12 protein-coding genes are annotated in these 11,757 nt (G+C 55.7%); 6 read left to right on the top strand and 6 right to left on the bottom strand.

The annotated features are described in order from the left end of the window. Positions 1–144: 144 nt before the first annotated feature. Both sodC and Q3Y66_RS02595 read left to right on the top strand, forming a co-directional pair. Positions 145–681: a superoxide dismutase family protein gene (gene sodC / locus Q3Y66_RS02600; protein ID WP_008959827.1), complete on the top strand. Its 537-nt coding sequence runs from the start codon at positions 145–147 to the stop codon at positions 679–681. 185 nt (positions 682–866) lie between these two features. Beyond that, a complete protein-coding gene (locus tag Q3Y66_RS02595; RefSeq protein ID WP_008959828.1) occupies positions 867–2,342 on the top strand; it encodes a carbon starvation protein A in 1,476 nt (491 codons plus the stop codon). A gap of 115 nt (positions 2,343–2,457) precedes the next feature. Here the strand turns inward: Q3Y66_RS02595 and bfr are convergent, their stop codons facing one another. The 5 genes from bfr to lptF form a co-directional block, all read right to left on the bottom strand. Continuing rightward, positions 2,458–2,940: a bacterioferritin gene (bfr, locus tag Q3Y66_RS02590; RefSeq protein WP_008959829.1), complete on the bottom strand. Its 483-nt coding sequence runs from the start codon at positions 2,938–2,940 to the stop codon at positions 2,458–2,460. A 204-nt stretch (positions 2,941–3,144) separates the two neighbouring features. Then, the gene (locus Q3Y66_RS02585) at positions 3,145–3,351 is read right to left on the bottom strand and encodes a (2Fe-2S)-binding protein (protein ID WP_008959830.1); all 207 of its coding nucleotides are present in this window, start codon (positions 3,349–3,351) and stop codon (positions 3,145–3,147) included. Positions 3,352–3,520: 169 nt separating this feature from the next. After that, complete coding sequence (locus tag Q3Y66_RS02580; protein WP_035564688.1) at positions 3,521–3,994, bottom strand: RDD family protein; 474 nt, start codon at positions 3,992–3,994, stop codon at positions 3,521–3,523. Between the two features lie 68 nt (positions 3,995–4,062). After that, positions 4,063–5,127, bottom strand: a complete 1,065-nt coding sequence (lptG, locus tag Q3Y66_RS02575; protein WP_008959833.1) for an LPS export ABC transporter permease LptG — start codon at positions 5,125–5,127, stop codon at positions 4,063–4,065. Further along, on the bottom strand, positions 5,127–6,206 hold the full coding sequence (gene lptF, locus Q3Y66_RS02570; RefSeq protein WP_083832293.1) for an LPS export ABC transporter permease LptF: 1,080 nt from the start codon (positions 6,204–6,206) through the stop codon (positions 5,127–5,129). The genes lptG and lptF overlap by 1 nt, the downstream gene beginning before the upstream one ends. 146 nt (positions 6,207–6,352) lie before the next feature. On the opposite strand from lptF, the gene Q3Y66_RS02565 reads away from it, so the two are divergent. The 3 genes from Q3Y66_RS02565 to Q3Y66_RS02555 all read left to right on the top strand — a co-directional run bounded on the left by Q3Y66_RS02565 (position 6,353) and on the right by Q3Y66_RS02555 (position 9,692). After that, positions 6,353–7,873 carry a leucyl aminopeptidase gene (locus Q3Y66_RS02565; protein WP_008959835.1) on the top strand — a complete coding sequence of 507 codons (1,521 nt, stop codon included), beginning with the start codon at positions 6,353–6,355 and terminating at the stop codon, positions 7,871–7,873. A 165-nt stretch (positions 7,874–8,038) separates the two neighbouring features. Then, complete coding sequence (locus Q3Y66_RS02560) at positions 8,039–9,160, top strand: branched-chain amino acid aminotransferase (RefSeq protein ID WP_008959836.1); 1,122 nt, start codon at positions 8,039–8,041, stop codon at positions 9,158–9,160. A 100-nt stretch (positions 9,161–9,260) separates the two neighbouring features. Next, positions 9,261–9,692, top strand: coding sequence for a DNA polymerase III subunit chi (locus Q3Y66_RS02555; protein WP_008959837.1), 432 nt, complete (start codon positions 9,261–9,263; stop codon positions 9,690–9,692). 149 nt (positions 9,693–9,841) lie between these two features. On the opposite strand, the gene Q3Y66_RS02550 is transcribed toward Q3Y66_RS02555, so the two are convergent. Next, positions 9,842–10,297 (bottom strand): Spy/CpxP family protein refolding chaperone, encoded by a 456-nt coding sequence (locus Q3Y66_RS02550; RefSeq protein WP_008959838.1) that lies wholly within the window; start codon positions 10,295–10,297, stop codon positions 9,842–9,844. Positions 10,298–10,459: 162 nt separating this feature from the next. Between Q3Y66_RS02550 and Q3Y66_RS02545 the strand changes: the two genes are divergently transcribed. Beyond that, positions 10,460–11,656 carry an MFS transporter gene (locus tag Q3Y66_RS02545; RefSeq protein ID WP_008959839.1) on the top strand — a complete coding sequence of 399 codons (1,197 nt, stop codon included), beginning with the start codon at positions 10,460–10,462 and terminating at the stop codon, positions 11,654–11,656. Positions 11,657–11,757 lie beyond the last annotated feature (101 nt).

Below are 11,757 nucleotides of genomic sequence, written 5' to 3'. Positions count from 1 at the left end.
TCAGTATAAAAATAGGCGGCTATTGTCGCGGCTTGACGAGCCGATGTCATCCGTCGGGTTAATTGGCGAAGAAACCGCTCGGCAGCTACCTTGAATAAGCAACGCTGCTACAGCGTTTCCATGGATTCGGAAGGAGAAAACTCTATGCGCTATTCAACACCACTTACTGCTATTGCTGCCTCATTACTGCTCGCCACATCGTCGGCCCAGGCCAATGAAACCCTTGATGTGGAGATGCATAAAGTCAGCACCGAAGGAAGTGAAGAGTCTATTGGCACCGTATCCCTTGAACATACGGATCACGGTTTATTGCTGACACCCTCGCTGACGGATCTTGAGCCCGGCGTTTACGGCTTTCACGTTCACCAGAACGCCAGCTGCGATCCTGCCGAAAACGACAGTGGCGAAATGACCGCTGCACTGTCCGCAGGTGGTCACTATGACCCCGAGGAAACCGGCACCCACCAAGGCCCGTATGGTGAAGGTCATTTAGGTGACCTACCGGTGCTGACCGTGAATGAGGATGGCGAAGCCAACCTGCCGGTACTGGCGCCCCGCTTGAGCATGGAAGATATGCCTGGCCGCAGTATCATGATTCATGAAGGCGGTGATACCTACGAGGATGAGCCGCATCTGGGCGGTGGCGGCACCCGCATGGCCTGCGGCGTGGTTGAGTCGTAGATTAACCAACGTTGTTAACAAACAAAACGGGCAGCCATTGAGCTGCCCGTTTTTTGCCTGCAACCAACTAAAGTCTAACTGTGATTTTATAGCGCTTATCTGTACATTCGCCATGGCTAAAGAAGCCTTTCCTTGTGTGCTATTAGCATGCTCGCCTATCCGCCTCACTGCTCTAGGTACCTTAGATGATCACCTTTATCGTATCGATCCTGCTGCTAATAGTGGGCTACTTTACCTATGGGAAGTTCGTTGAGCGTGTGTTTGTGACAGACCGCAAACGACGTACGCCAGCATTCACCATGCGCGACAACATCGACTACGTGCCGATGAACACCACGCGTAACTCGCTTATTCAGTTACTTAATATTGCCGGTGTCGGCCCCATTTTCGGTCCCATTCTGGGGGCACTGTATGGCCCTGTTGCCTTTATATGGATCGTGGTCGGCTGCATCTTTGCTGGTGCTGTCCATGACTATCTGACCGGGATGATCTCGATTCGCAACCACGGCGCTCACCTGCCACAGTTAGCAGGCAAGTTCCTCGGTAAAGCGATGAAGCACGTCGTGAATGGCTTCGCGATTCTGCTGCTTCTTCTGGTGGGTACGGTTTTTGTGACTTCACCCGCAGCGCTGCTGGCCAATATGACGTCGCTGTCGTTAACACTCATCATTGTCGCTATCTTTATTTACTATCTGATTGCCACGCTGCTACCGATTGATAAGGTCATTGGCCGTATCTATCCCTACTTCGGTGCATTACTACTGTTTAGTGCGGCGGGTATTGGTATTGGCCTGATTGTAACGGGCGCCCCCATCCCCGAGCTTTCGTTCCAGAACATGCACCCTGACGCCGCGCCCATTTTTCCGCTGCTATTTTTAACCATCTCGTGTGGGGCGCTTTCCGGCTTCCACGCCACTCAAACGCCGATTATTTCGCGTACGACTGAAAATGAAACCAATGGGCGTAAAATCTTTTACGGCATGATGATCACCGAAGGCATCATTGCGATGATTTGGGCGGCGGCGGCGATGAGCCTGTTCTACGGCGACCAGTCACTCGCCGATGTGCTGGCGGCGGGTGGCCCTGCTGCAGTGGTGAGTGAGGTGTCTACCACCATGCTCGGCGCTGTCGGCGGCACCCTGGCCATACTCGGCGTTATTGTGTTGCCGATCACCTCTGGCGATACCGCTTTCCGCAGCGCACGAATGATCATTGCTGATTACATTAAGATCGATCAAAAGCCGATTATGAAGCGCGTCATGGTCGCTCTACCGCTGTTTGTAGTGTCCTATGCATTAACCCATATGGACTTCACGCTACTGTGGCGTTACTTCTCATGGGCGAACCAAACCACCGCCGTTATCGCGCTATGGGTAGGTACCATGTACTTGGTGTTGTCGCGTAAACCTCACTTAATCACATCAATCCCAGCCACCTTTATGACCATGGCTACCTTTACCTACTTGGCCTATGCCCCTATCGGTTTTGGTCTACCGCTGCACTTGAGCTATGTGGTAGCGGCACTGGGTACACTTATCTGCATTGCGCTATTTATGAAGCGTGTACGCCGTTTGAGCCGCACGACCTTTGCGGTTGATGAACCTGCAGAACAGGCGCTTGGTACAGGCAAGGCGGGCGATACGCTAGCCACCAGCTCATAGCGTGATTGAGAGGAAATACCAGCAATAGAAAACGGGCAGCCAAGTGGCTGCCCGTTTTCTATTCTGCACGTTTAGCTGAACTAAAAAGCCAACCAAACAGACTTGGCTAGAGAGATCACTCTTCGCCAGCCATCTGCATTTGGCGCTGCAGGTAGTTCTGAATACCGACCTGTTCGATTAGCTTCAGCTCAGTTTCGATGTGGTCAATATGACCCTCTTCATCGGCGAGCAAGTCACGCAGCATATCGCGGGTAACGTAATCTTTAACGCTCTCGCAGTAGGTGATGGCTTCGATGTAGTCATTGCGGCCGTCGTGCTCGATTTTCAGATCGCTTTCGAGCATCTCTTTGACGTTTTCGCCGATGTGCAGCTTGCCAAGATCTTGCAGGTTGGGGATGCCCTCTAGAAACAGGATGCGCTCAATGATCTTGTCAGCGTGCTGCATCTCTTCGATGGATTCATCGTATTCCCACTTAGCCAGCGCTTTCAGACCCCAATCCTTGTACATTTTGGCATGTAAAAAGTACTGATTAATCGCAACCAGTTCGTTGCCGAGCGCCTTATTGAGATGCTCAAGAACTTTAGTATCACCTTTCATGACGTCACCTTTTCTACTGTAATGCTAATGTATATGCCAATGGTTAAGTTGGCCTTTAATAACGCGATCAAGCAGTTACGTTTGGAGAGAGGTATAGGCGTACATAGCTATACTCCCAGCTTTCCTGAGAGTATAGATAAGGTATTTAAAAGTTCAAGCAAATCATATATTTGCTAAAGGTAACCCTAACAATAGTGATTCGCGTCACACGGCGTAGGCAAGGCCCATATCGGCTTCTTGGCGTGCTTCTTGTACGGCGTCGCGGGTAATAGATTTAGCATAGCACGCGCACTTACCGCACTGCGTTGCGCAGCCGGTTGCCTCGCGTACTTCTCGCCAGCTGCGCGCTCCGTCGCTAACGTGCTGGCGAATCTGATGGTCGGTTACTCCCTTGCACACACAAACGTACATGGCGACACCTCATAAAAGTCATGAGGTGAATGTAAATGATTCGCATAGGTCTTTTCAAGTAGAAATGACTGCTTGTTGGTATCTATTCGTCTTAAAGAATAATCAAAGCACGATAACCTATTGGCTTAGCAATGTTTTCTACCTTCATAAGGCATTGCGCAAGTAACTATTATTTTTTCGGCAAAACCACCGTTTGCGTATTGGAAGCAATATCCGGCCAACTGCGCCGCTGTTTATCGAACAATACCCATAAGTAGCCCAAACCAAATGCCAGCAGTGAGAGCCACGCCACCGCGCAGCGAATGAGGCACTGCCTCAAATTCAGCGAATAGCCATCCAGTGTTTGCACCCGCAACCGCCACGCCTGCATGCCCAAGGTCATTCCCCCACGCGACCAAGAAAAAACGAAAAACAGGGTGACAAAAAACAGCAGCAAGAGACGCAGGCTCCAGATATCACCGGCCGTAGTGCCAATCTCTTCTGGCTGCTGACCAAGCACATAGCGGAAAAAAACCATATGCGCGACGGTCACGGCTATCCAGATCGCGGTGACCAGAAAGCCGTCATAGAGCATGGCACCCAGGCGGCGTCCAAGACCCGCTGGCCATACGCTGTCCAACTGAGCAAAGCGTCGTATTCGCATAGTTCTCTCTTATTAGTTCTTGCTTGCCACTTGGCGGTGATGAAATTTTTTGGCTTAGCAAACTACGCCTAACCGTTGCGACGTAGAAAGTAGATCCCTACCCCGGCACACGCCAATGTTGGCACCAGCACGGCCCACACGGGGGAAAAACCAAAGATTGTCGAGGCGGGCGCCAGCAGATCCTGTACATACTTGAAGCTCAGCCCGGTGACCACGCCGTAAAACACGCGCGTACCTGCGGCCACGGTGCGCAACGGGCCAAACACAAAGGAAGCTGCAATCAGCACTAGCGAACCCATGGTGAGCGGCATCAGCATCTTCTGCCAAAAATACAGCAGCGCCTGGTCATTCTGCAGGTTCTGTTCCTCAAGGAACTGGGCATAGGCCCAAAGCTCGCTGGGTGCCTGGCTCTCAATATCGCGCAGCAATCGCTCCAGTTGGGTGGGGGTAAACGCAGTGTCCCAATCCATGCTGGCCGCCTGGTCCGACTCAGTGTGATCGTCGAAAATGCGCGTGGTAGCCACATTTTCCAACCGCCACGCATCGCCTTCCCAACGGGCACGCTGTGCGTAGGTGGCTTCGACTAGCTGGCGATCATCAAAGCGATAACGGGTTAAATCAAGCACCACGTTATCCGCACGGATCGCCCCAAAACGGTAGACACTATCACCCTCGATCTGCCAGCCGCTGCGGCTGGTCAGCATGGCGCCTTCGCCTTGGAGTTTTTCCAGACGCCACGCTTCGGCGTATTGCTCAGTTCGCGGGCTCACATACTCGGCGACCAGCAGCACCACGACCACCACCACCAGCACCGGCTTCATCACGCCCCACACAATGCGCGCCAGCGAGCGCCCAGCCGCACGCATAACGGTGAGCTCGTTGCTGGACGCCATGCTGCCCAAACCAATCAGCGCGCCGATTAACACTGCCACCGGCGCATATTGATAAAAGCGCCAGGGCGTGCGCATTAACAGGTAAACCAACGCGTCCAGAGCAGTGTAGCCAGCCTGTACATCACCTAAGTCATCGATATAGGCAATGGTAATATCCAAACCGAGCAGCACAAACTGGACGACAACAATGGCCGCCAGCACGTTGCGGGCGATATAACGATCAAGACGGTCAAGCACCATTAGCGCATCCCCTTACGTTGCGAGCGCCACAGCATTAGCAGGCCCAACCCTAAGAACAGCCCATGTACCGGCCACACACCCAGCATACTGGACCAAGTACCGCTGCCAACCGCATCGACCACCGCCAGCAGCAGGCTGAGATACGCGACGTATAAAAAGACCGCGGGCAGCAGTTTGCCAAAGCGCCCCTGGCGAGGATTGACACGGGAAAGCGGCTGCGCCATTAAGGCCAGTACAAAGACCATTAAAGGCAGCCCCGCACGCCACTGCCATTGAGCCTGGGCGCGGGGGCTTGGATTATTCCATAGCGCGGGCGTGGTCGCGTACTCCAGAGAATCGAGCTCCTGCCGGTCACGATTTAGCCCCAGGCGCAGCGTATAGCGCTCAAAGGTGAGCCGCTCGGCGCTCTTATCGCCTGGCGTCACCCCGTAACGCTCGCCGTCATCCAGCACCAGAAAGCGGCTACCGGTTTCAAGCCGCGTTTCCTGAAAGCCCGATGCAGCGCGGGTCACGTAGTCATGGGTGCCTTCATCACCCAACTGGTTCTGCTCGTGCACCAGCACATCCTGCATTTCCGTGCCATCGCTGGAAAAGCCACCAATGTAAGCGGTACGACCACCCCCAAACTCCTGAAAGCGCCCCGGCGCCAGAACGGAAACGTCCAGGCGGCTACGCTGCTCTTCCAGCGCGGTTTCAGTTTGCAGCGCGCCATAGGGCGTCAGCCACAGACTGCAAATACCGACCAGCACCGCCACCACGCTGGCGGGCAGTAGAGTCACTTTCAACAGCCGCGTAGGGCTCATCCCGCAAGCGACCATCACGGTGATCTCGCTGTTCATGTAGAGCTGCCCATAGGCCAGCAGGATGCCCAGAAAAAAAGACAGCGGTAAAATCAGTTCCATAAAGCCGGGCAGGTGAAACATCATGAGGCTGCCTAACATGGTGACCGGAATATCGCCTTCCGCTGCGTCCGAAAAATAGCGGATAAAGCGGCTGCCCATGATCACCAGCAACAGGATGCCAGCGACCGCCGACATGGTGAGTAACACTTCGCGAGTTAGATATCGAAATAAAATCAACGCGCTCTCCGGCTAGTCGTGCAGGATGCCATGCAATAAGCGAATGGCTTGGGTACACTAAACAAATTATTCTCAGTCCCTTTTCACAATCAAAAGCAACGGGGCATTATCCCGATTCCCTCGCTGCTTGTCTTGTTGGAGCCGTCATGGAATTTTCCGTTCAGACTGCGAACCCGGCCAAAACCGAAACGGCCTGCCTTTTGGTACCGGTTTTCAAAGGTAGCGATCTTCTGCCCACCGTTGCCAAACTGGACGACGCCAGCGAGCGCCTGATTGGCCAATTGCTGGAACGCGGTGACTTTGACGCCGCGCTGGGCAATGTGCAATTGGTGCCCTTTGCACCGGGCCTGGGCGCTGAGCGCATCTTGCTAGTGGGCTTGGGTGAGCCCGAAAAATGCCAGGAAGCCGCCTTCATCAAGGCGCTGGATGCGGCCATGGCAGCGTTAGTCAAACTGCCTATCGATGAAGCGAGCGTGGTATTCGGCGATGTGCCTCTCGCCGACCGCGACCCGGCCTGGAAAGCGCGCAAGGTGATGGAAGCGGCTGAGCGGGCCATTTATCGCTTTGATCAGTTCAAATCATCGCCCGCCCCGGCCCTCAGCCTAGCCAAGCTGACGTTAATGATCAGCGATGCCGACGCGGTTTCGCAGGTTAAGCAGGGCGCCTTAATAGGCAACGCGATTGGTCAAGGCATCAATTACACGCGCACCTTGGGCAACCTGCCTGCCAATATCTGTACGCCTCGCTATTTAGCCGATCAGGCAGAGCAGCTGGGCCGCGATTCAAAGGGCGCACTTGAGGTCGACATTCTCGATGAAGAAGCGCTGGAAGCCCTGGGTGCAGGCTCGCTGCTTTCTGTAGGGCGCGGCAGTAAGGAACCGACACGCCTGATCGTTATGAAGTACCAAGGCGCCGACAACGTCGATGAAGCCCCACATGTGCTGATCGGCAAAGGCATAACCTTTGATACCGGCGGTATTTCGCTCAAGCCCGGCGAAGGCATGGACGAAATGAAATTCGACATGTGCGGCGCTGCCAGCGTATTCGGCACCGTCAAAGCAGTGTTGAATATCAAGCCGAAGCTCAATCTGGTGTTTATCGTCGCCGCCGCCGAAAACATGCCCGACGGCCGCGCCACCAAGCCCGGCGATATCATCAAAACGCTAAAAGGGCTGACCGTCGAAGTACTCAATACCGACGCCGAAGGCCGTCTGGTACTGTGCGACGCGCTGACCTACGCCGAGCGCTTTACTCCCGCCAGCGTGGTCGATATCGCCACTCTTACCGGCGCAGTAATTGTCGGCCTGGGCCATCACGCCACCGGCCTGCTCTCCAACGACGACGACCTAGCGCTGGATCTACTGGATGCAGGCGAAGGGGCATGGGATCGCGCCTGGCACCTGCCGCTGTGGGATGAATACCAAGAGCAGTTGGATTCCAACTTTGCCGATCTGGCCAACATTGGCGGCCGCCCCGCAGGTACGATTACCGCCGCGTGCTTTTTATCGCGCTTTGCCGATCATTTCCCCTGGGCACACCTGGATATCGCCGGTACCGCCTGGCACTCAGGCAAGCAAAAAGGCGCCACCGGTCGCCCCGTTGGGCTGTTAACCCAGTACCTGCTGGACCGTGAAACCGATGCCCAGGTAGAAAATAGCGACGACTAATATCACCACTCGGCATCACGATCCCTCGTTCAACGGTTGCCTTTCAGCGCGGCAACCGTTAAACCTGAACACATAAGCGTGCGCCCTGCCCTTGGGCACACGCTGTGCTACACACATTGCTTACTTTTGCCCTTCGGGGTCTGGCTCTAGCGGAGACAACACGCCGTGCCCACAGCTTCAGATAACCAGTCAGAATCGCGTTTTGAAATACTGCCGTCCAACCAGCCGACGGCCGATGAGATCCGTGAAAACATCCTTAAAAACCCAGGTTTTGGTCGCTACTTTACCGACCACATGGCCCATATTCGTTGGACTGTGGACGCCGACTGGCACGGCCATCAGGTGCGCCCTTACGGCCCATTAACGCTCGATCCCGCTTCCTCAGTGCTGCATTACGGCCAGGAGATTTTTGAGGGCATCAAAGCCTACCGTCATGCTGACGGCTCGATTTGGACGTTCCGCCCCGAGAAAAACGCCGAGCGCTTCCGCCGCAGCGCCCGCCGATTAGCGCTGCCGGAACTGTCCGATGAGGATTTCATCGGCTCGCTGAAAGCGCTGCTCGCCCAGGATCAGACTTGGGTACCTACGCCTGCCAGCGCCTCTGATGAGTGCAGCCTCTACCTGCGCCCGTTTATGATCGCTTCTGAAGCATTTCTTGGCGTACGCCCCTCACAGGAAGTCGATTACTACGTAATCGCCTCTCCCGCCGCGGCGTACTTCAAAGGCGGCATTGCCCCGGTGTCGATCTGGCTCTCCTCGAACTACAAGCGTGCAGCCGCCGGCGGCACCGGCTTTGCTAAATGTGGCGGTAACTACGCGGCTTCATTAGCAGCACAGAAAGAGGCCGAAGCTCATCAGTGTGGTCAGGTCGCGTTTCTCGATGCTGCTGAAAACAAGTGGGTGGAAGAGCTGGGCGGCATGAACCTGTTCTTCGTCTTCAAAGATGGCCGTTTGGTGACCCCGCGCCTGACCGATACCATTCTCGAAGGCGTCACGCGCAACTCCGTACTCACGCTGGCCAAAGATGAAGGTCTAACGCCAGAAGAGCGGCCGATTAGCATTGACGAGTGGCGCGAAGGCGCGGCGTCCGGCGAGATCACCGAAGTGTTTGCCTGCGGCACAGCTGCAGTGATCACTCCGGTAGGTGAACTGGTCACTGAAAACGAGCGTATCAAGCTCACCGCGGGCGGCAACAATGAAATCGCTATGCGTATCCGTACCAAACTGCTCGACCTGCAGTACGGCCGCAGTGAAGATAAGTACGGCTGGCTAACCCAGCTGGTTTAAGCGGGTTTAAAACCAACGCTTCACCTTTCAACGCCGCCGCAACGTTTGCGGCGGCGCTGTTTGTAAGTAGCACATTTATCTGCAATCGCTGGAGCCGCCGATGGCACGTATTGATTTCTATATTCTGCCCGATACGACCTTGGAGGCGCGCTTGCAGTTTGCCTGCAAACTGGCCGAGACCATCTGGCGTAAAGGCTACCGCCTGCATCTGCACTGCGAAGACAGAGCCCTCGCCGAGCAGGCCGATAGCGCGCTGTGGAATTTTCGCCCGGACGCCTACTTGCCCCACGCCCTGGAAGATAGCGAAATGGCCACCAGCGTACCGATCACGCTAGGCTGGCAGCAGCTGCCGGTGCCCACGGAAGAGACCGCACTGCTTAATCTACACCCCGACATTCCCGAAGGTGTAGAACGCTATGCGCGAATCGCCGAGATCATTAATCAGCACCAACAAGTGCTGGTCGCCAAACGCGCCTGCTGGCAGCGCTATAAAGAAATGGGCCATGAGGTCGTGCCACATAAGCTGGGGTAAATGGCTGGGGAGACCATATACCATAAAGACGTGACCCCGCACTTGGCGGGGCCATCAACAGCATTAGGCAATCGCGGTCAGTGCGGCCAGGCGGTCAGCCTGACCTGCTCTCCATCACTGCTCTCGATTACCTGCAAGGCGTCTTCGCCTTAGCCGCCCTGTTGCTGCATCTGCTGCATCTGTTGTTGCATTTGCTCCTGCTGCTGAGCTATGGCCTCATCCAGTTGTTCACGCTGCTCCTGGGTGAATACACCTTCGATCTGAGACTGTATGATGGCGCTATCAGCGGTCATCTCGGCCGTTAGGTCACCAAGACGCTGCGCGTCCGCACGAATGGAAGCTTCATCGTAATCGGGCTTAACCTGCTCGCTGAGTTGCTGTTGAAGTTGCTGGGCTTCCTGCTCCTTGCCACTGATTTCATCTTGCATCTGGGTCAAGAGGTTGCTCATCTCTTCTTTCTGGCCTTCATCCAGATCCACCATTTCGTCGAGTTGATTAACTTGGTCATCGACGCTTGGGGTGCCGCCACCCATCTGCTGGGCCATGGCGGGGACACTGAATGCCAGTGCTGCGACTGCCGGAACGAAAAGCTTAGCTACGTGCATAAAGACTCCAATTACTTACAAATTTGTATTTCCTGCCCGACGAAATCCTGACGGGTCTTGTGGTCCGACAATGCTATTTTCAAAAAATTCGTCGTAACGGCAAATTGTTGATTACCATAAGCGGGGCCTTGCCGCGCTATTCGCATCCATGGAGACGTCAACGTGCTCACGCGCTACCCTTTAGCCGTTATTGTTATCGCCCAACTGTTTGGCACCTCACTGTGGTTTAGCGTTAATGGCGTTGGCTTAGCACTTCAGGAGGCCGTGGGCCTCAGCGAAAGCGATTTAGGTCTGCTCACTATCGCCGTTCAGGCCGGGTTTATTAGCGGCACGCTGCTGATCGCCACCACCGGCCTTGCTGACAGAATTCGTGCCAGCCACCTGTTTGCGTTTTCTGCCGTTCTTGGCGCACTGATCAACGCCGCCTTTATCGGCGTCGCCGAGAGCGTCACGCTGGCAGCCGTAGCGCGCTTTGCGACGGGACTCTGTTTGGCGGGCATCTACCCGCTCGGCATGAAACTGGTGGTGAGCTGGACTCCCAGCCACGCCGGGGCAGCGCTGGGCTGGCTGGTGGGCATGCTGACTTTGGGCATTGCCTCGCCGCACCTGCTGCGCGGGTTAACGCTGCACCTGCCCTGGCAGTGGCCGCTGCTGCTGGCCTCATTGTTGGCGCTGATCGCCGCGCTGATGATTTTCAAACTGGGCGTTGGCCCGCACCTCCCGGCCACCGCCAAAAGCGGGCGCCCTTGGGCAGGGCTGGCCGCGTTTAAACAGCCGCGTTTTCGCGCCGCCGCGCTAGGTTATTTCGGCCATTGTTGGGAGCTGTATGCGCTGTGGGCGCTGGTGCCGTTTCTGGTCGCTAGGGAATTGGAACGTCTTGGCGCTGCCAACGGCGCCCAGCCATGGCTAAGCTTTGCCGTTATTGCGTTAGGCTTGCCCGGCTGCGTACTCGCGGGCAAATGGAGCCGTCACATTGGCAGCGACCGCGTAGCCTGCGTGGCGTTGGCTGTCTCGGGCACGTTGTGTTTGGTTTATCCGCTTTTGGGCAGCGCATCGCCCTGGCTGTTGCTAGCGCTTCTCGGCGTATGGGGCGTTAGCGTGATTGCCGATTCTGCTCAGTTTTCAGCGCTGGCATCGGCCACCGCCCCACCCGAGCGTCTGGGGGCAGCGCTGGCGATGATGAACGCTATCGGCTTTGGGCTCACCATTCCTTCGATTGCGCTGGTTACCGCGCTGTGGTCGAGCCAGTCGCTGGCGGTGATCTGGTGGCTAGTGCCGGGTCCTATCCTGGGGCTCATCGCCATGCGCGGTTTTTCTTCGCATCAGCACCTTGTAAAGACGGTGCGCGGCAACCGTTAACATTAACAACGAGCGTGAGTAGCACCTGACGACCCCGGCACTCACGCTGTATACTCTCGCGCTATACAATTTCACATTTCTTGCCAGCCGTGAGCCGACTC

The sequence above is a fragment of the Halomonas sp. HAL1 genome, assembly GCF_030544485.1.
GTDB classification, from domain to species: Bacteria; Pseudomonadota; Gammaproteobacteria; order Pseudomonadales; family Halomonadaceae; genus Vreelandella; species Vreelandella arctica.
Note: the sequence above shows the minus strand (reverse complement) of the source record. Positions and strands in the feature narration are given on the sequence as shown.